The sequence below is a fragment of the Hymenobacter aranciens genome (assembly GCF_030580865.1).
Taxonomy (GTDB): domain Bacteria; phylum Bacteroidota; class Bacteroidia; order Cytophagales; family Hymenobacteraceae; genus Hymenobacter; species Hymenobacter aranciens.
The window spans coordinates 1-17,071 of the sequence record NZ_JAUQSY010000029.1 but is presented as its reverse complement, the minus strand read 5'-3'; the positions used below and the strand labels follow the sequence as shown (position 1 = coordinate 17,071).

23 protein-coding genes are annotated in these 17,071 nt (G+C 59.5%); 2 read left to right on the top strand and 21 right to left on the bottom strand.

Features of this window, described 5'->3' with window-relative positions:
- The 7 genes from Q5H93_RS24090 to Q5H93_RS24060 all read right to left on the bottom strand — a co-directional run.
- Positions 1-794 (bottom strand): hypothetical protein (locus tag Q5H93_RS24090; protein ID WP_305009304.1); only part of this gene is annotated, 794 nt, incomplete at its 3' end.
- Between the two features lie 91 nt (positions 795-885).
- Positions 886-1,071 carry a hypothetical protein gene (locus Q5H93_RS24085; RefSeq protein WP_305009302.1) on the bottom strand — a complete coding sequence of 62 codons (186 nt, stop codon included), beginning with the start codon at positions 1,069-1,071 and terminating at the stop codon, positions 886-888.
- A gap of 2 nt (positions 1,072-1,073) precedes the next feature.
- Positions 1,074-1,370, bottom strand: coding sequence for a hypothetical protein (locus Q5H93_RS24080; RefSeq protein ID WP_305009301.1), 297 nt, complete (start codon positions 1,368-1,370; stop codon positions 1,074-1,076).
- The gene (locus Q5H93_RS24075; protein WP_305009300.1) at positions 1,367-1,612 is read right to left on the bottom strand and encodes a hypothetical protein; all 246 of its coding nucleotides are present in this window, start codon (positions 1,610-1,612) and stop codon (positions 1,367-1,369) included. The genes Q5H93_RS24080 and Q5H93_RS24075 overlap by 4 nt, the downstream gene beginning before the upstream one ends.
- A gap of 359 nt (positions 1,613-1,971) precedes the next feature.
- On the bottom strand, positions 1,972-2,751 hold the full coding sequence (locus Q5H93_RS24070; RefSeq protein WP_305009299.1) for a hypothetical protein: 780 nt from the start codon (positions 2,749-2,751) through the stop codon (positions 1,972-1,974).
- A gap of 61 nt (positions 2,752-2,812) precedes the next feature.
- Positions 2,813-3,136, bottom strand: a complete 324-nt coding sequence (locus Q5H93_RS24065) for a hypothetical protein (protein ID WP_305009298.1) — start codon at positions 3,134-3,136, stop codon at positions 2,813-2,815.
- Between the two features lie 17 nt (positions 3,137-3,153).
- Positions 3,154-3,294, bottom strand: coding sequence for a hypothetical protein (locus Q5H93_RS24060; RefSeq protein WP_305009297.1), 141 nt, complete (start codon positions 3,292-3,294; stop codon positions 3,154-3,156).
- Positions 3,295-3,417: 123 nt separating this feature from the next.
- On the opposite strand from Q5H93_RS24060, the gene Q5H93_RS24055 reads away from it, so the two are divergent.
- Both Q5H93_RS24055 and Q5H93_RS24050 read left to right on the top strand, forming a co-directional pair.
- Complete coding sequence (locus Q5H93_RS24055) at positions 3,418-5,610, top strand: ATP-dependent nuclease (RefSeq protein ID WP_305009296.1); 2,193 nt, start codon at positions 3,418-3,420, stop codon at positions 5,608-5,610.
- 3 nt (positions 5,611-5,613) lie between these two features.
- On the top strand, positions 5,614-6,336 hold the full coding sequence (locus Q5H93_RS24050) for an Abi-alpha family protein (RefSeq protein WP_305009295.1): 723 nt from the start codon (positions 5,614-5,616) through the stop codon (positions 6,334-6,336).
- Between the two features lie 80 nt (positions 6,337-6,416).
- On the opposite strand, the gene Q5H93_RS24045 is transcribed toward Q5H93_RS24050, so the two are convergent.
- The 14 genes from Q5H93_RS24045 to Q5H93_RS23980 form a co-directional block, all read right to left on the bottom strand.
- A complete protein-coding gene (locus Q5H93_RS24045) occupies positions 6,417-6,770 on the bottom strand; it encodes a hypothetical protein (protein ID WP_305009294.1) in 354 nt (117 codons plus the stop codon).
- Positions 6,770-7,228 carry a glycoside hydrolase family 73 protein gene (locus Q5H93_RS24040; RefSeq protein WP_305009292.1) on the bottom strand — a complete coding sequence of 153 codons (459 nt, stop codon included), beginning with the start codon at positions 7,226-7,228 and terminating at the stop codon, positions 6,770-6,772. The genes Q5H93_RS24045 and Q5H93_RS24040 overlap by 1 nt, the downstream gene beginning before the upstream one ends.
- Entirely contained in the window at positions 7,218-7,796 is a 579-nt protein-coding gene (locus Q5H93_RS24035) for a phage holin family protein (RefSeq protein WP_305009291.1), read from the bottom strand. The genes Q5H93_RS24040 and Q5H93_RS24035 overlap by 11 nt, the downstream gene beginning before the upstream one ends.
- Positions 7,796-8,815: a DUF6712 family protein gene (locus tag Q5H93_RS24030; protein WP_305009290.1), complete on the bottom strand. Its 1,020-nt coding sequence runs from the start codon at positions 8,813-8,815 to the stop codon at positions 7,796-7,798. The genes Q5H93_RS24035 and Q5H93_RS24030 overlap by 1 nt, the downstream gene beginning before the upstream one ends.
- A complete protein-coding gene (locus tag Q5H93_RS24025) occupies positions 8,815-10,203 on the bottom strand; it encodes a hypothetical protein (protein WP_305009289.1) in 1,389 nt (462 codons plus the stop codon). Before Q5H93_RS24025 ends, Q5H93_RS24030 begins: the two co-directional genes overlap by 1 nt.
- On the bottom strand, positions 10,204-10,602 hold the full coding sequence (locus Q5H93_RS24020) for a hypothetical protein (protein WP_305009288.1): 399 nt from the start codon (positions 10,600-10,602) through the stop codon (positions 10,204-10,206). It abuts the gene before it with no gap.
- A 328-nt stretch (positions 10,603-10,930) separates the two neighbouring features.
- Positions 10,931-12,646, bottom strand: coding sequence for a hypothetical protein (locus Q5H93_RS24015; protein ID WP_305009287.1), 1,716 nt, complete (start codon positions 12,644-12,646; stop codon positions 10,931-10,933).
- Positions 12,643-13,317, bottom strand: coding sequence for a hypothetical protein (locus Q5H93_RS24010; RefSeq protein ID WP_305009285.1), 675 nt, complete (start codon positions 13,315-13,317; stop codon positions 12,643-12,645). Before Q5H93_RS24010 ends, Q5H93_RS24015 begins: the two co-directional genes overlap by 4 nt.
- Positions 13,283-14,566 (bottom strand): DNA modification methylase, encoded by a 1,284-nt coding sequence (locus Q5H93_RS24005; RefSeq protein WP_305009283.1) that lies wholly within the window; start codon positions 14,564-14,566, stop codon positions 13,283-13,285. Before Q5H93_RS24005 ends, Q5H93_RS24010 begins: the two co-directional genes overlap by 35 nt.
- Positions 14,563-15,216, bottom strand: coding sequence for a hypothetical protein (locus tag Q5H93_RS24000; RefSeq protein ID WP_305009282.1), 654 nt, complete (start codon positions 15,214-15,216; stop codon positions 14,563-14,565). Before Q5H93_RS24000 ends, Q5H93_RS24005 begins: the two co-directional genes overlap by 4 nt.
- 89 nt (positions 15,217-15,305) lie before the next feature.
- Positions 15,306-15,509: a hypothetical protein gene (locus Q5H93_RS23995; protein ID WP_305009281.1), complete on the bottom strand. Its 204-nt coding sequence runs from the start codon at positions 15,507-15,509 to the stop codon at positions 15,306-15,308.
- A 4-nt stretch (positions 15,510-15,513) separates the two neighbouring features.
- Positions 15,514-16,068 carry a hypothetical protein gene (locus Q5H93_RS23990; RefSeq protein WP_305009280.1) on the bottom strand — a complete coding sequence of 185 codons (555 nt, stop codon included), beginning with the start codon at positions 16,066-16,068 and terminating at the stop codon, positions 15,514-15,516.
- 59 nt (positions 16,069-16,127) lie between these two features.
- Positions 16,128-16,448 carry a hypothetical protein gene (locus tag Q5H93_RS23985; protein ID WP_305009279.1) on the bottom strand — a complete coding sequence of 107 codons (321 nt, stop codon included), beginning with the start codon at positions 16,446-16,448 and terminating at the stop codon, positions 16,128-16,130.
- 107 nt (positions 16,449-16,555) lie between these two features.
- On the bottom strand, positions 16,556-17,071 hold a 516-nt coding region (locus Q5H93_RS23980; RefSeq protein ID WP_305009278.1), incomplete at its 5' end, for a hypothetical protein.

Sequence of the window (17,071 nt, the reverse complement as noted above, 5' to 3'; positions counted from 1 at the left end):
CCATTGCTGTCTTTCTCGCGCAGCACGACCAGGTCGGGCTTGGCGTCGCCGTTGAGGTCGAGCGTGTTCCAGACTTGGGTGCCGGTGCCATACGCCGAGCTGTTCGCCAACGACAGGTCGGGAAAGCTCTGATTGATGCCGTTGGTGGAAACGATGCCGCCGACCGGCAGCGCCCAGTTCGTGGCCGTTGAGGCAAAGCCGGCACCCGTATTCAGGAATACTTTCCAGTAGCGGTTGGTGCCGGTGCCGAACACGAGGGAGTTGCCATTGCTGTCTTTCTCGCGCAGCACGACCAGGTCGGGCTTGGCGTCGCCGTTGAGGTCGAGCGTGTTCCAGACTTGGGTGCCGGTGCCATACGCCGAGCTGTTCGCCAACGACAGGTCGGGAAAGCTCTGATTGATGCCGTTGGTGGAAACGATGCCGCCCGCCGGCAGCGCCCAGTTCGTGGCCGTGGCAGCATACCCGGCACCCGTATTCAGGAATACTTTCCAGTAGCGGTTGGTGCCGGTGCCGAACACGACGGCGTCGCCACTGCTGCCTTTCTCGCGCGTCACGACCAGGTCGGGGCGGGCATCGCCGTTGAGGTCGAGCGTGTTCCAGACTTGGGTGCCGGTGCCATACGCCGAACTACTCGCGAAATACAGGTCGGTAAAGCTTTGGTTGACACCAGTGGCGGATACCAGACCGCCAGCTGGCAGCGCCCAGTTCGTGGCCGTAGGGGCGAAGCCTTGACTAAAGCCTAACTGCGGTAGGCAGTAGGCCCACAATAAAAGGAGTAAAGATTTTTTTCTCATCTGTTTCTATGTAAAATGAGTGATGTGATAGAGTTTGCCACGAAAGTAAGCAAAAAGCCCCGGCAGTCGGACCGGGGCTTTTGCTCAAATTCTACGCACTCGGGTCAAGCTCTCGGATGCGCTGCTCCAGGGCGGCGCATATCATCACGAGCTGGTACTCAAACTTGCTGACCGGCGTCAGGGGCAGCAGGTGGTAGCGCTGGAAGAACTGGTCCATCGTGACGTCGTCGACGTAGAGGGGCTCGACCAGGGGCGGGGGCAGGGGCTGCTCTTCCATACTCAGGCGGCGAGGGGAAGGTAGGTGTACTCCCGGGTGAGGGCCTGCAGGCCGTTGAGAAGGCCGAGGTAGGAATCCAGGTCGGCGTTGGTGCGGGGCAGGTCGGGGCCACCGGCGGCGGCGTAGTCGGCGCTGGCCTGGTGGAGGGCGCCCAGCACGCGGGCGGGGGAGTGGCGGCGCAGCAGGTAGCGCAGCTCCTCGAGCTGGCGGGCGGGGATGGTGCTGTGCAGGGCGAGCCGGGCGATGAGGCTGGCCTCGTCGTGGCTGAGCCGGGGGCGGAGGATGAAGAGGCGCTTCATGCTTCGGCCGCGACGGGGAGGAGCAGGGAGCAGGCCAGCAGCAGGTCGGCCAGGGCGTGCAGGTTTTCCAGCTCGTCGGTCTGGAAGGTGAGGCCCTGGCGCAGGCTCTCGAACAGGAGCTTGTTGAAGGACTTGACCGTGTTGGAGGGGTGGCTCGTGCGGACGAAGAACTCGTCGAGCGGTTTTTGCAGCAGCGCCAAGTCAATGGCTTGGAGGGCTACGGTTTGAGAGGTGGTTTTCATCGGGTTTGTTTCGCGGTTGATGAAGTGAGAAAATAAAAAAACCACAGAATCGGCTGGACATAGAGGTGCGAAACAAACCCAGTGGATTTACTTTGGAGTCCTCGCGGATACTCCCCTCTCTGCCCAACCTTTACCGTGGTTGAAAAACGCCTTGACATGAAAATGCCACTCGAAAAGCCCCGACTAGGTTTTGAGTGGCAGTCGCCCACTGAGTTTATTTCGCAGGACGAAGGTAGGGAAGAAGTTGGATGAAGGACAAGGGCTCCAGGAAAAAAAGTTAAAGTGTTGCTTTGGTTTTGAGGTGTAGAGGCACGAAAAAGCCCGGCTGGTGGGCCGGGCTTTAGAAAAAGACTGCGAATTTACTTCGAAGTCAAAATAGATGCTTTTCCAAGCTCCTCTAGAAACGGTTCTACATCATGCATTGTGACAACTAGTTTACTTAGCTTAGATAGTAAACTATTAATTGCGGTGCCAAGCTGCTCATAGTTAGCCTTACCAAGAAGAATAAGTTGCTTGTCGTTGACAGCAGAGAGCTTGTTATTTTCTTTGTCTACATACATCGACTCCCTTAGTATTTCAACTAAAAAGTTAAAAAATTGTGTATACGCAATTCCGTACTCTTGGCCCATCCATTGGGTTTGATTGAGCATCATCGAGCGCATTTTGTCAAGCAAAGCATTTAGCTCTTCGCCACTTATACAAAAGCTATAAAACTTCTGGTTGTCCTTCTCATCAATCATAGTTTCGCTTATACTGACAAGAAGATTCTCCGACTCTTCCCAAGCGCCTAAGCGCTTACTTATAATGCGCTTGTAAAAATCGTGTTTATAGTCTTTGTCCTTCAACTCTTGAGCAGTACGTGCCGCTAGAGTTGATGCTTCCCGCGAAACCGTGGCTGATAAAGTTGCTACTTCCTGGGTCGTTTTGCGGGAAAGTTCTGCTACCTCCTGAGTTGTCTTTGACGATAGAGCAGCGACCTTTTCCGCTGTTTTGGCTGCTCTTGAAGAGGCCACAAACGATGCAATTGCTGCTGTTATAGCTGCCGCTAATGTACCTCCTAATGCTATGTAAACATTGGTCAGGTCAGTTATTTCAACTGTGGTCGACTTCGTCGTTTGTAGTAGTAACGTTAGAAACATTGAGTCTGGGTATTGGTGAGAAAGTAAGGTGAAAAGCCCGACTTTATGGCCAGGCTTTGCTTTACCGAATGGAAGTAACAACAGAGTCAACTGCTGACATTAGATGGCCAATTACCTCCTTAGTCTCGGTTTCACCTTTGCTCTTGCTGACCCCTCGAACATCATCGAACAACCAAGTTTTCTTGAATCGATACTCGATGTCCTGAACAGCTTGGTTCTTTTCCCATGCCACATTGTTGCCGCGAATTTCATTCGGCAGTGCCTTTATGAGTACAATGGCATCTTCTGCCAACTGCTTCAACTGATGGCGGCGCGCAAAATCGATGTAGCGCATTTGGTTGCTGATGGAAGCTAGTTTGTCTCTTTGATGAAAAATGTCTTCCATAGAGAGGTGTATGATGTTTAGTTGAAGAAGTGATGCCAGAGCCACTGGATGCCTCGCACCGCCCCGCTTAGTGCCAGGACGGCAAGGAGGACACCCAGCATCCCGCTGAGGATGCGCTCGAAGATGTTGGCGTCGCGGTTGGGGTTGTAGCGGCCCATTGCGGGGGCAAGGTAGGGAGTATTTTTTAGTAATAGCCCACTACTTTTAGTAAAATAGTGAGTTACTTTCTTTGTTTTAAGCCACTACTCTGTATCTTGGCGACACCTAACCATTCTCTTCATATGGCTCGCTATCTTGTCTTAGAACTTTCTGAGGACGAAGCTCTTCAAAATGACTTGCGTCATTATACCCTCGGTTCCACTGAGTTGTTGCCTCGCTATTTTGGTGACTTAGCTCCCGTTAATATTCTGTTAGGAGAAAACAACTCCGGCAAAAGTCGCCTCATGCGTGAGCTTATGAGGCGTAACCCTACACGCATTTTTGCTATTGATTCAACTGTAGAGATGCTGGTGGATGCGACAAATGCTGTTATCAGGACAATTGACCATGCGACGATGGACAGCTTTTTCGACCTTGAAATTGTTACTCAGCCCATTGCTTACAGAGATGACGATTTGCTTGACCTATTGTCTATCAAAAAAGACAATCTGGTTACCACAAGCTCCAATAAACTACATGTCAAACTCGAAGAGAGAGTGAGTCAGATTCGACGTATTGCCATTGAAATACGGGAGCAATCTTTATCGGATAGCCTGCTCCTCCATTATCTGACAGGAAAGCAAATAAGCGAACATGTAGAGGAATTAAACAGCTGCCTGTTGAGCTTAAGAAGGGCTGCCAAAATTTATACAGAATTTAAAAGCAAAAGAATTAAAGGTCTTGCTTTTACAACTTATGATTATGTGCGGGCATCATACACTGGAACTGGTGCGTCAATAAATATCCTCGCAGGACATAATTCCAGCCGATTTCAAGATTCAGCTTGGAGAACCTGCATCTCAGAAGAAGTGCCAGCTAACATCTCAGCAATAGAAGAAGCCGCCAAACCGATTTGGGAAACCCTGATGCTGTTTCGCGGAATCGAAGCTAAATCACGTCCGCGGGTATATATCCCAACATTACGCACCGCACGCACATTGGTGAGCCATGAAGGTAAAAAAATCCCGGGTGAACATGATATGTTACAGGCAACAACGCAGGCAGATTACCAGCTTGATAAAGGAGCCGATGGAGTTGTGGTTACGACAGGAATGTCACTCTATAATGCTGTACAGGCGAAAAAAAATTCAGGTCGAGAAGACCGGGCTGAGTTCTTAGAATTTGAGTTGTTCCTGTCTGAAACGTTCTTCAATGGCAAGAAGGTAGAAGTGGTACCAAAGCAAAGCGACACATCTATTCTAATTGATGTCGACGGAGAGGAGCGGGCTCTGCCCCACTTAGGGGATGGAATACAGGCAATTATCATGCTGCTGTATCCACTGTTTATTGCAAAAAAAGGTACATGGTTTTTCATTGAGGAACCAGAAACACACCTCCATCCAGGCTTTCAGCGCCTGTTTATCGATACCATTGCCACGCACAAAGTGTTGCGAAAAAAGGAGTTAACCATTTTTTTGACAACGCATTCTAATCATCTGCTCGACTTCGCTCTCAATGAAACCAACCGGGTGAACCTCTTTACTTTTCGTAAAGCGGTAGGAAAGTCTGGGAAACCTGAATTTCAGGTGCAGCTTACGAAACCACAGGATTTGGAATGCTTATCAGCACTTGGAGTGCGTAATTCCTCGGTATTTCTGTCAAACTGTACGATTTGGGTAGAGGGCATCACTGACCGCATCTATCTCAAGGCGTACTTGCAAGTCTACTTAGAGCACCGCCAGCACGCGTTTTCACTGTTAGATGGGTTACACTACTCATTTTTGGAATATGCAGGAGCTAACGTCTCGCACTACACATTCGGAGCGAAAGTGCAACAGGTTAGTATTACCGACCAGGCGCTTAAGGAAATTCAAGCGTTGTCGATTTCTAACCGCATCATGCTCATTGCTGACAAGGATGCAGGCAAGGATGCAAAACACGAGCACCTCACTTCGCAGCAGCATGCCGGTTTCGAGTATATCATGTTGGCAACGCGAGAGATTGAGAATCTACTCTCACCAGAAATCATTGCTAGCGCATTGAAGAAACTGTGGCACAAGCAGGATTTTGATGCCAGTAAATTGCAGCAAGAGCAGTACCGCGACATTTACTTGGGGCACTATCTGCGGAAAAAGTACCCTGACATCCCGGAAGGCTTCGCTCCACCCAAGCCGAAAGGAAGCGGCACCATCGGCAGCGACTACAAGCGCAGGTTTGCTGAAGCGGCGGCTGAGGTTATTACCTCTTGGAACATGTTGAGCCCAGAGGCCCAGACGCTGACAAAACGTGTGTTTGATTTCATCATTGGCCATAACCCTCGCTTGGGAAACAACTAAAAAATGGCTGAACTCATTTCTCTGAACACAGTGCTGACAGGCGCCGGTGGTAGCGTTGTAGTCCCATTCGTTAATAAACTGCTTGGGCCGTGGGTGGATGAAGTGGGAGCAGCTATTGCTGAGCATGCCCGAATCTATCGTCTGCAGAATTCCATCAACGTTCTAAAAAAAGCCCAAAAGCTGGCTGCTGAGGCAGGCATTGACCCGAAACAGGTCAATCTGAAGGTACTGGTGCCACTGCTGGAAGGAGCATCTCTGGAGGACAATCCTAGCCTGACGGATAAGTGGGCGGCACTGCTAACCAACGCCGCAAACCCAGCCGAGACGGTTGGCGTGAAGCCCATTTACACAGATATTCTGCGCCAGTTAATGCCTGAAGACGCACAGATACTTGACCAACTGTTCGAGCGGACGGAACTCGATAAAATGGTCCGACATACACCTGACCCAGAAGTAGCAGCGAAGCCGAACTTTCGGAAGATAGTGGCAATGACCCACTACTTGGACTTGCATTCGTACAACGAAGACAAAGCCATTCAGCATGCTTATGAATCAGTTATTGACAACCTACTCCGGCAACGTCTAATTGTGTTGGCTCTCCCTGGTAAATCAGCTTCAACGATTTTTCTTGGTAGTCACAAGCCCTCTATGGGAGGCGCATTCTTTACCTCGCTTGGATTTGACTTTATGCTAGCGTGTTCGCCTCCAGAAGCGCTGAAACTGTAATGAAAAAGGCCCACTGAGCAGTGGGCCTTTTTATTAGCGCATTGGGGATTTGCTGTAATTAGCAAGAAGGCTAGACTATGCTACGGCAGCCAGCCCCGCACCCAGCAGCCGATGGCGATGCCCCCGGCCACAAACAGGCCATACACCCACCAGGGCGTGGCCGCCGGCTGGCTGGTGGCGGTGCTGCCGGGGGCGGTGGCGGCCGTGCCGCGCTTCTGGCCGGCCTTGGTGTTGTCGGTGGTGGTGGGCGCGGCCGTGTTGTGGTCGCCCCGCTGCACGATGATGGTGGTGGGGGCGGTGAACTTCAGCTTGCGGGCGTTGGGCAGTTCGGCCCGCAGCAGGCTGTCGGCGGCCGGGCTCGGCTGGGCGCTGCGCCAGGCTTCGCGGTTGCAGGCCAGCAGCAGGCCCAGCAGCAGGAGGGAGGCGCGGCGCATCACGAGTCGAAGCGGGTGAGGTTGTACTTCTTGACGATGTTCACCAGCTTGGCCGGGTAGTTCAGGTCGGTGGCATAGCCGCAGTCCTTGAGCAGCTGGGCTTCGGCGGCCACGCTGTCGACGCGGAAGAGGCGGTGGTAGCGTGGCAGCAGGCGGAACAGGGCCACTCTATCCTGGAAGGCGGCCTCCGGCGTGGGGTACTTGCGGAAGGCGGCCTGCACGGTGTAGAGGGTGCCGTCCGGGCGTTGCTCCTTCGTGGGCAGGGTGATGGTCGGCCCCCGCCAGGACTTGCCGGCCTTGACGCCGAAGAAGTTGTTGGCCGAGCGGGTGAGGCCGGATTTGCCCCAGTTGCTTTCCAGGATGGCCTGGGCCAGGTTGATGGAGGCCAGCAGGCCGGTGCCGGCGCAGGCCCGCTGGGCGGCCGGCGCGTAGATAGCGATGAATTGGTCAGGCGTCATAGCGACTGGTATTTAGCGGACTTGCGTCCGTGGGTGACGGGATAGGGGGCACCGGCGGGGCGGCGCTCAGGGGCGCGGTGCTGAGCTGGGTGGCAGGCATGGCCGCCATCGCGGCCTCGATGCCTTCCTCCGACACCAGGGCCAGGCGCTTGAGCAGGGCTTTGGGCACCAGGCGCGGCTCGATGAGGGCGGCATGCTCCAGAATGCTGAGGGCTTCGCGGGCCATCATGCAGGAGTACATGAAGGTGTCGAACCACTTGAAGAAGAGGTTGGGCTCGCCGTGCACCGTGAAGCTGCTGAGCACGTGGGTGAGCACGAGCAGGGCCAGGTAGATGCCGGACTTCTGGAATAGCCGGCTGAAGCCGCGGCTGCTAATGGTGTGGGCCAGCCAGTGACGCCGCACGCCCAGGGTGGTGTCGACGACGATGAGCACGCCCAGGTAGCGCAGGAATTCGAAATCAGCGAAAATGTACTTCTGCACGATGGCCAGCACCGGCGTCAGCACCACGCCCAGGGCGAGGGACTGGAGCCACTTGGAAGTAGCGAGGAAGGTGAGAAACAGGCGCATCAGATGAGTTTAAAAATCCGCGATTCGGCGGTGTTGACGGGCACGACGGGCTGATTGGGCGCGGTGTAGGCCGGCGAGTGGAAGTAGGTGGCGAAGCGCGTGGCGGAGGCCGTGCGGTCGAGATAGTCGGTGAGGTGGCGCAGGTAGCGGTCGGCGCTGGTCAGGGCCTTGTCGGCCCGCTGCCGGAGCAGCTGGTCGAGGCCGGCGTCGGCCTCCTTGGCGTTGCTGTCGTCGACGCGGGCGATGCTCAGCTCGATGCCGTCACCCGCCAGGCGCAGGCCCAGCTCGGGGATGCCGTGGCCGATGGTCAGGGCGGCCAGCGCCGGGTAGACGTAGGTGCGCAGCAGGTTCTCGTTGTCCGACGTCAGGGCGCGGGTGCGTACCTGGTCGCGCAGTTCCTGCAACAAGTCCAGGCCCAGCACGCGGGCCAGCTCAAAGCGCTCGAGGCGGCGGCGCACTGGCCCCAGCGCCAGGAACACCTGCCGGCTCGAGCTGATGTTCTCATACTCCTGGAAGTCGGCCGTGCTGGTGAAGAGCTCCTGCCGGTGGCGCTGGCCGGCGGCGGAACTCGCCCAGGCCTGCAGCTCGGGCGAGTCGCCGGCGTGGTCTTCCAGCCACTGCACCAGGGTGTCGAGGTCGGCGTAACCCTGGCGCTCCAGCGAATCACGCAACTGATTCACCTGCCACGGAAAGGCCGTCTTGCTGGTATCCGTGCTCAGGATGTGCACGCCGGTGTTGTCGATGGTGGCCTGGTGCCCGGCCAGGCCAGCGGCGGTGCCCAGGCGGCTGAGCGGGGCCTGCACCGCGTGCAGCAGCCGGGCGGCCACCGACGGGCCGGTGGCGTCGAAGCCCTCCGCATCGTACTGCGCCTGCAGCCAGGTGTGCAGCGTCGAGCCGAGCAGCGGCTGGATGTCGCTGGTTTCGACCGTGCCCAGGGCCAGGGCGATGGCCGGCGGGATGTCCACGGTAGCGTCAGTGGGGACGAACTTCTTTAGCTCGTCTAAGGCTTTGAGTAACATTATTCAGCGGGCGAAGGGTCGGAGGAAGTATTCGAAGTTTCGCTGGACTTGTCGGCCGTGTTGACCTGGGGCACCAGAAAGCGGAACTCCAGGTCGGCATCCCAGCCGTTATAATCGCGGATGAAGTGCAGCACCTCCAGCAGCAAGTCCTGGTAGAAGCTGTGCGTGGCCACGAACGTGTTGAAGGCGACGCGCTTGTCGGAGCCCGAGCCCGAGCCGATGCCCTTGCCGGGCGAAATGCCCGAAAGCGTGGGGTCGACCTGCAGGGCGGTGTAGATGTGGCTGCTGGCCTCCTGCGAGTCCTCCACGTACAGGCCCGACTTGATTTTGTCGTCGATGGCCGTCACGGTGAACACCTTGATGGTGGCGCCCGGGTTTTGCGGGTCGGGCATGGTCACCGTCAGGATGGATTTGCCGGCCCCATCGGTGCCCGTCATCGTCGCCTCGAAGGCCTCCAGCTCAGCCTGGATAATTTGCTTACGCTCGCCCTCCTTCTTCTCCTGCCAGTCAGGATATTTCCACTGCCAGTAGCGGATGTCAGCCTCAATCAAATACTTAATCGAGAGCTGGTTTTTGAAGAGTTGCTTCTTGAACTCGGGGATGGCCTGGGCCACGTCGAGCCAGCCCGACTTGATGATGACGTTCCAGGCCGCCAGCTGGTAGAGCGCGTTGCCGGGGCTGGGGATGCCCAGCGGCCAGATGTATTTGAAGCCACGCGTGTCGGCGCGCAGGGCCTCCACGTCGCTGTAGTAGGGGTCGAGCACCGGCACCTTCGTCGTGTAGCCGTCGCCGGGCTTGGCATCGGGCCAGTTGGCCGAGATGAACACGTCGGCGGGCACGGCCTGGCCCGGCTGCTGCGTGGCAAAGCGGCAGTAGCTGGTATCCTGGATGCAGACGCTGGTGATTTCGCTGCGGTCGTTGCTGAGTATCAGCTCCGGGAAGGCGTTGGCAAAGTATATCAGGCCCTGGATGCCCTCCATCCCGAAGCGGTGCAGGTTGGAGCGGCGGAAGAATGCCTGCACCACCGGGTCTTTCACCCGCTGGAATATCTCCGAGCCGTCCGGCTTGTACCCCGTTACCTTGCCGTAAATGATGCCCTTGCCATACACGGCGCGGGTTTTCCAGTCCAGCACCGGCCCGATGACGGTGCTCTTGGCGATGGCCCCCTTGACAAATTGCGGGAAGTCGTTACCCGGCCCCCAGGGGGCTACCTCGCCGCTCTGGCCCTTCTCCACCGGCGAGGTGGGCGCGGCCCCGTCTACCTTGCCGGCACCGGTGGTGCGGCCGGCCCCGGCAGCGGCACCCACAGCCCCGCCCAACCGGAACACGCTGCCGGTGCGGTTGCTGAAGGCCAGGGTATTGTTGCTGCTAAAAACGAGTTGTTCCATTTACACGAGGACTTTGCGGCCTGCCACGTGCGTGAGCAGGTAAATGTGGATTTTGACCAGGCTGCCGGTTTGCGTATCGACCAGGTTGCGGGTAGCATTGCGCCAGTGCGCCGGGTTTTTAGGCGTCGGCTCGTCGGATTTTTCGCCCGTGGGCACCGGCACGAGGCCGTCGGCCGTGCAGGCCGCGCGGTCGGCTTCCGATTCTTCCCCGTCGCGGGGCGCGCGCAGCAAGCCAGCGGCCTGCCGTTTGCCTGTGCCGATGCGCGCAGCCTTCAGCCGGCCGAAGTTGCCACCGGTGCCCCGGCGCCGGTCAAACTTCACCCACTGCACGGCCACCGGCGCGGGGCCATCGAGCAGGTCGAGGGCGTCTTTTAAGCGGATAAGAGGGAGTGTTGCCATTACAACACGAAGTACCCACCCCTCACCAGCCGGAAAAAGGACAGAAAACCGCAACCACGGCCCGAAAAAGGGTTAAAAGTCCAATCTCACCGCCAACCGCGTTTGCAGCGAATGGGGCGCGATTTTGCGCCTGTTTGGCGTTTTTCAGTCTCAAAAGTCGAGCGAAAGACCCCGGCTTGCACTGTCGCGGTTTGGCAATTGCCGGGGGCTGCCTCGGGGATATCTGTGGGGCTTCCCGGTTGCCGGGCCGTGCCTCGGCTCGAGCCAACAAAAAGCCCCGACCGCAGGGCGCGGTCGGGGCAGGGTAGAGGCAGGGCAGGGGGCGGGCCTAGCTGCTCACGATGATGAGCTGGCTGAAGTCCGGAGCGGCATTGACCACGTCGGTGCCCACGCTCAGCAGGTGCAGGTCGACGTTGTCGGTGTAGTGGGTGGCGTGCTCCGCCGGGAAGCTGAGCTTGGTCTCACTCTTCTTCACCTTCTGGATGCGGCCCTTACTATCCTGGCTGACAGGCGTCAGCAGCATGGCCGTGACCACGTCGCGGCAGTTGACCTTGTTGAAGCGGATGCGCAGCAGGCTCGGGTCACTCTCCCCGAGTAGCTGCTGGGCCAGCAGGTAGCGGGTGGCGTGGCCCGGGATGCGGCCCATGCCGAAGCGCTGAATGCGCCAGCCCTGCTTCTGGAAGGCCCGCATCAGGGCCTCGTTGAGGGTAAACTCGGAATCGGGGCGCCGGGCGTCGCCATGCTCCTCGTCGGCCAGGAACTGGATATCGCGGCGCTGCTGGTGCCGGTAGTACTGGCAGAAGGCCCCGACCAACTCGTCGATGAAGGCAGGGTGCTTCACGTAGAAGCCCTTCAGGATGCGGTATTCCCGCACGTCCTGGTGCAGTTGGCCGACCAGCATCGTGGTGATGCGGGCGCCCCAGTCCACCGACACGCGCAGGGGCAGGTGCCGCCGGCAGTCGCTGTCGGCCCGGCTGTCGCGCAAGTCCTCGTCCCCGGGGCGCAGCGGGCCACCAGCGGCGGCCAGTTGCTTCAGGTTACGCCCCATGTCCTTCTCGCCCAGGGCCAGGCCCAGCACGAAGTCGTCATCGTCGCACTCCTGCACGTGCACGGCCTGGTTGAGCAGGGGGTAGAAGCCGCCCTCCACGGTGGTGGGGCGGCGGTTCATCATCTCAATCTGGAACGTGAAGTCGGTCATGAAGCGGCGCTGGTCGAGCAGGTACTGCAACCCCAGGTGCTGGATGTTGTCGAAGGCGTTGGCCTCGGAGTAGAAGGTGCCCCGGGCGCGCTGCGAGGGGAAATAGCGCACGTCCTTCATCAGGGGCAGCACCTGCTCCTTCCACAAGTGCAGCTTCTCCTCGTCGCTGAGCGCGTCCAGAAAGCGCACCTGGGCATCAATCAGGGTGTTCTGGCGCTCGATAAGGTCGACACCCTGGTCTTCGTAGTAATTCGACTTCTCCAGCAGCCAGCGGCCCTGGTCGCCCCAAGGCATCGAGCTGAAGAGAAAAACGCCGTGGTGCATCGGGTTCTGGCCGAAATACTGCCCGTTGCCCCGGTTGGTGGCGCTGAGGTCGGCGTCGAGCTTCTGCTTATCGAAGAGTAGGGCCTCGTCGCCGATAAAGCCGTCCACATTGAGGCCGCGGCTGGCGGAGCCACCGGCATCGAGCGACACCAGGTGAAAGCCGGTGCCATTGCGGAAAATGATGAAGTGGTCGTAGCTCAGCGGCCCCTGGTAGGGATGCTCCCAGTTGAGCGAGGGCGGCGGCTTGCGGCCGATGTAGAAGTCGCGGTTGAGCTTGTAGCCGAGCCGCTCCAGGCTGGCCACGGTGCTGGGCAGCGTCCGGGTGAGCACCTGCTTATACGTCGAGCCGACGATGACCCAGCACGAGCGGGGCATCGTCGACACAATCTTGTGCATGTCCCAGGCGATGATGCTGGACTTGCCCGTACCCCGGCCCCAGACGCTGATGCCCTCTTTGGTGCCCCGCGCGGTCACGTAGCGCAGCTGCGGCTGGTTGAAATCGAGTTTGATCTGGTCTATCATTTCGCGCCTCCTTCCAGGGCGCGCCGGTCGGCCAGCAGCACCTCCATTGTATCCACGCCAATCACCTGGCCCGTTACAGCTTCCTGAATCAGCTCGTAGTCAGCATCCGACACATCTCCCAACTTGCTGATGTCCACAGCGCGCGGCTTGCGGCCCTGCACGTGCAGATTGATGACGTAGGAGGTCGAGCCCACGCCACCAGTGCCGTCCTCGCCGTGCGAGTCGGCCCGCAGCAGGCCGGTCAGATTCGCTTCCAGCTTGATGGCCGCCAGGGCATTTTTCATGTCTGGTGGCCGCTGGGAGAGGCTCAGTTGCAGAATCTTGCGGATGAATTCGACGAGCACGGCCCGGCGGCCCTCCTTCTTGACTTTTTTCAGGTCGCCAAACAGGTTCTGGGAGTCGCGCAGGCGCCGGTAGCAAGTTGCCCGGCTCATGCTGAACTGTTTGGCCAGCAGCGGCCAGGCCTGTTCGAAGGTGTGGTAGTTCAGGATGAGGCCATAGGCCGCCTCCAGCTCCGCGTGCGCCTCCTTATCGGCCTGACTCAGCGTCGACAGCGTGTCCTCCAGGTAGGCGGCATAAATGCGCTCGATGGCCGTCGACTTGGGCAGCGGCACCAGGTCGGCACCGGGCACGTCGCTAAGCGGCGGGAGCGTAGGCAGTGAGTTGCTCATGAGTTAGTTCCTCCCCATTGCGGGTGATGGTAAAGCGGCGCTGGTTGTCGCGCATGAATTGGGCGTACCGGCGAACATGCACGTCGACGTAGCGCGGGTCGAGTTCGACCACGCGGGCCTGTCGGCCGGCCTTTTCGCAGGTAATGAGCAGTGAGCCCGAGCCCCCGAAGCCATCGAAACAGATGGCGCCCGGCGTACTGGAGCACTCGACCAGGTAGGCCAGGATATCGAGCGGCTTCATCGTCGGATGGTCGGCATTGCGCTGGGGGCGGTCGAAGTTGAGCACCGTGGTCTGCTTGCGGTCGCTGCACCAGGTATGGGCGGCACCCTCCTTCCAGCCGTAGAGGATGGGCTCGTGCTGCCAGTGAAAGTCCTGCCGGCCCATCACGAACTGCTGCTTGACCCACACCAGGCACTGGCTCAGCTTCAGCCCGGCATCCTTAAAGGCCAGGCGAAAGTTGGCGCCTTCCGAGTCGGCATGGAACACGTAAATCGGTGCTCCTGGGCGCATAAAGGTGTAGCAGTTCGTGTAGAAGTCGAGCAGGAACTGGCGGAAGTTGCCGTCGCTCATGCTGTCGTTTTCAATCTTCAGGGCATCCTTCGTCTTGCCCTGGTAGTCGACGTTGTAGGGCGGGTCGGTATTGACCAGGTCGATGAGCACGCCCTCGCCCAGGGCGCGCGCCACGACGTCCGAATCCGTCGACGAGCCGCACACCAGGCGGTGCAGCAGTGCCTGGCCATCTGAGTGAAACTCGTACACGTCGCCCAGCACCGACACCGGCGTGGCCGGCGGCGTGGGGTCGAACTCCTGCTCCTCGGCCGGCGGCACGGTCAGGGCGCTGAGGCTGGCCAGCTGCTCCAGGGCCGGCGTGTCGAGGATGGTGTCGAGCTGCAGGTGGCTGAAGTTGTCGAGCAGGCTCTGATAGTCCCAGATGCCGGCGCCCACGTTCGAGGTGATGTTGTACTCGTCCAGCTCGTCCTTCGTCAGCTGCCGATTGGGCATGCGCACGTCCACCAGCTCGTCGCCCCGGCCCAGGTCGAGCAGCACGGCCAGGCGCTGGTGGCCGGCCAGCACCACGTTGTCGAGGTTCACGACCGGGATTTCGACCAGGTTGAACTTCTCGATGCTCCGGGTAAGCCGCGCGCGGCCCTCGTCGGTGAGGGTGCGCGGGTTGTAGCTCAGGGGTATCAGGTCGCGCACGCAGCGCTGGGCGTTGTGCCACTCAAGGGGTTCTAGTTGTTCGCTCACGATTTCAGCGGGTTAAGTTTGGATTCAATCAGGGTGATTTCGGCATCGACCGCCACCAGGTCGGCAGCCCGCTCCGGGCGCTGGCGGAGCCGGGAGCGTTGGCTGCGCAGGTTGCCCAGCCGGCGGCGCAGCTCGCCCTCGTCCACCACGTCGGCCGTGGCCACCTTGCCCGGCAGCCGGCCGTGAGCCAGCACGTGCGCCTCCGCGGCCTTCAGCGCCACTTCCTGGTCGGTGAGGGCCACAATGCGCATCGCCAGGGCCTTGCGCGCCTTTTTGCCCAGGTTAGGCGCCGTGAGCTGAGCGTGGCAGGTGCTGCGCTCGTCGCGCACGGCCTTCAACTGCTGGCGCACGTCGACGAGTAGCGGCGAGTCGGCTCCGGCTGGCGGGCCAGGCACCGGAGCTGGCCCTGCAGGTGCCGGTGGCTCCGGCAGGGGAAGTGGCCCCACGGCCGCAACTTCGGCCGGCACGTCGTGCACCAGGGCGCGCAACTCCCGCTCCAGCACCTGGCGGCTGTAGTCGGTCGCGGCCAGGCCGAAGAGGCGCTTATAAGTGTCGCTCGGGCCGGCGGCGGCGTAGAGGGCGGCGCCCTGGGCGAAGGGCCGGTCGGAGGCCAGCCAGGCGCTGATGGCGGAGAGAGGCACGGATTGCATGCCCCAAAGTTGCCGCTGCCGGCCACGGCAAAAAAGGACGCAAAAAAGGCCCCGACGCACGCGCCGGGGCCTTTTTTGGGAGAGTTTCCCTACGCGGCCGGTTTACGTGAGCGCTTCGGCACGAGGTAGGGAAACTCTTTTAGCTTCACCAGCTCGTCGGCCTCGGCCACGGTCAGCTTCGTCATGTCAATTCTGCGCTGGAGCGTCGGGAGAATCACGACCGTGGGCACGATGGTGGCGCGATACTTCGCCGCCACGTCGGCCGGGAGCTGGAGAAGGGTCTTCTTGGCCATCGGCTTAGCCTCCTTGCTCAACCAGGGCCGGCTTCATGGTGATGGCCGCGTTGTAGATGACCAGGCCACTGGCGTAGGCTTCGCCTTTGACGATGAAGCCCCGACGGCCCGAGCTGAGCTTGGCCGAGTCGTAGTTTGGGGCCAGCTCCACCGGCAGGCCCTCGCTGCCCACCTGTAGGAAGGTGCCATCGGCATCGGGCACCAGCATAATCAGGCCCAGGTTCTTCACCACGCGGGCGAATTCCAGCACGGCCGCTTTGTTGCCCGGGTGGAAGCCCTCGAAGGTGATTTTGGTACCGCGCCCGTCGCGCTCGCCGACGATGTCGGCCTTGAGTTGGTTGGAGTCGAGGGTAAGATACACCTTCGACCAGCCTTCGCCGTCAATGAAGCTGTGGGGCGTGGTGATAACGGCCGTATCCCCAGGGGCGCCGAAGGCAGTGGGCGGCTTGGCGATGGTGGCGAAGGCGTCCTCGCGGGCCAGCAGCACGTAGCCGCGCAGGCCGGGCGTGTTGTCAGCTCCATTCGGGCCGCCCATGTTGCGCAAATCAAACGTATCCATGTGTCGTGGAGTAAGTTGTTGAAAAATTGATTGAACTACTCACTGAAAGTGGCCAGGGCCTAGTTGGCGGCCGGCTCAGCAGCCTCCTTCTCGACCACCAGCTGCAGAATGCCGGCCTCAGCTTTGAGCAGCGCCTTCACCAGGTCTTTGTTGGTCTTCAGGTCTTCCGCCTTCACCAGCTTGCTCTCGAAGGTGAACTGCTTGGCCAGCACCTGGTACTGCTTTTTCTCGTGGGTAATGACCGGCAGGGCGGAGGCACCCTGGGTTTCGGCGGCCTTCAGCGCGTCGGCCTGGCCATTGATGATTTCGTTTTGCTCGGCGATTTGCTTGTTCAGCGCCTCGATGATTTCCTCCGGCGTGCGGTTGGCGTTGGTGTCCATTTGATGATGAATGAGATAAACGGAATGACTGGTGCCGCCAAAGCCGGCCCACTCACAGTGGAATGGGCCGGCGGGTTGCCCGGGCGGGGCGGCAGGGCGCGGTCGACTTAGGTCGTCGCCGTGTCCTGGTCGTTGGTGAAGACGGCCTCCAGCAGCGGGAAGCCCACGCCTTTGTAGAAGTCCGTGTAGATGGCCACCTGGCGCTTGGCGCCTTCAATGCGCACCTGCCTGGTGTTGACCGTCTTCTTGGTCAGGCGCTTGCGGTTCTCGGCCGGCGTGGCCCAGATTTTGGCCGACGTGCCCATGCTGGGCAGGCCCACCACGGAGTGGTTGCTGAACTCCACCGGGATGCGCACCAGCTCCTGGCCGAAGCCGTCGAGGATGGGTTTGGGGGCAGTAAAGTTGTTGTCCGAGCCGTACTTCTTCTGGCGGCCTTTGGCATAGCGCCGGGCTAGGGTGGGGTTCATGCAGATTTCCATGCCTTTGTTGGCATAGCGGGCGCTGAAGCCCTCCACGAACGCCTCCACGTAGTCGCAGAAGGCCACAATGTCGGTGGGGATGGCCCCGAGCACCATCGGCGTGATTTTGCCGGCCGCGATGGCGCGGTTGATGATGATGCGGAT

Coding starts and splice junctions, on each gene's coding strand:
- Q5H93_RS24085 (WP_305009302.1), bottom strand. CDS start 1,071: ATGGAAGAGCAGCCCCTGCCCCCGCCCCTGGTCGAGCCCCTCTACGTC.
- Q5H93_RS24035 (WP_305009291.1), bottom strand. CDS start 7,796: ATGCGCCTGTTTCTCACCTTCCTCGCTACTTCCAAGTGGCTCCAGTCC.
- Q5H93_RS24025 (WP_305009289.1), bottom strand. CDS start 10,203: ATGGAACAACTCGTTTTTAGCAGCAACAATACCCTGGCCTTCAGCAAC.
- Q5H93_RS24015 (WP_305009287.1), bottom strand. CDS start 12,646: ATGATAGACCAGATCAAACTCGATTTCAACCAGCCGCAGCTGCGCTAC.
- Q5H93_RS24010 (WP_305009285.1), bottom strand. CDS start 13,317: ATGAGCAACTCACTGCCTACGCTCCCGCCGCTTAGCGACGTGCCCGGT.
- Q5H93_RS23985 (WP_305009279.1), bottom strand. CDS start 16,448: ATGGACACCAACGCCAACCGCACGCCGGAGGAAATCATCGAGGCGCTG.
- Q5H93_RS24065 (WP_305009298.1), bottom strand. CDS start 3,136: ATGGAAGACATTTTTCATCAAAGAGACAAACTAGCTTCCATCAGCAAC.
- Q5H93_RS24030 (WP_305009290.1), bottom strand. CDS start 8,815: ATGTTACTCAAAGCCTTAGACGAGCTAAAGAAGTTCGTCCCCACTGAC.
- Q5H93_RS24020 (WP_305009288.1), bottom strand. CDS start 10,602: ATGGCAACACTCCCTCTTATCCGCTTAAAAGACGCCCTCGACCTGCTC.
- Q5H93_RS24045 (WP_305009294.1), bottom strand. CDS start 6,770: ATGCGCCGCGCCTCCCTCCTGCTGCTGGGCCTGCTGCTGGCCTGCAAC.
- Q5H93_RS24080 (WP_305009301.1), bottom strand. CDS start 1,370: ATGAAGCGCCTCTTCATCCTCCGCCCCCGGCTCAGCCACGACGAGGCC.
- Q5H93_RS24075 (WP_305009300.1), bottom strand. CDS start 1,612: ATGAAAACCACCTCTCAAACCGTAGCCCTCCAAGCCATTGACTTGGCG.
- Q5H93_RS24050 (WP_305009295.1), top strand. CDS start 5,614: ATGGCTGAACTCATTTCTCTGAACACAGTGCTGACAGGCGCCGGTGGT.
- Q5H93_RS24070 (WP_305009299.1), bottom strand. CDS start 2,751: ATGTTTCTAACGTTACTACTACAAACGACGAAGTCGACCACAGTTGAA.
- Q5H93_RS24060 (WP_305009297.1), bottom strand. CDS start 3,294: ATGGGCCGCTACAACCCCAACCGCGACGCCAACATCTTCGAGCGCATC.
- Q5H93_RS24055 (WP_305009296.1), top strand. CDS start 3,418: ATGGCTCGCTATCTTGTCTTAGAACTTTCTGAGGACGAAGCTCTTCAA.
- Q5H93_RS23995 (WP_305009281.1), bottom strand. CDS start 15,509: ATGGCCAAGAAGACCCTTCTCCAGCTCCCGGCCGACGTGGCGGCGAAG.
- Q5H93_RS24000 (WP_305009282.1), bottom strand. CDS start 15,216: ATGCAATCCGTGCCTCTCTCCGCCATCAGCGCCTGGCTGGCCTCCGAC.
- Q5H93_RS23990 (WP_305009280.1), bottom strand. CDS start 16,068: ATGGATACGTTTGATTTGCGCAACATGGGCGGCCCGAATGGAGCTGAC.
- Q5H93_RS24040 (WP_305009292.1), bottom strand. CDS start 7,228: ATGACGCCTGACCAATTCATCGCTATCTACGCGCCGGCCGCCCAGCGG.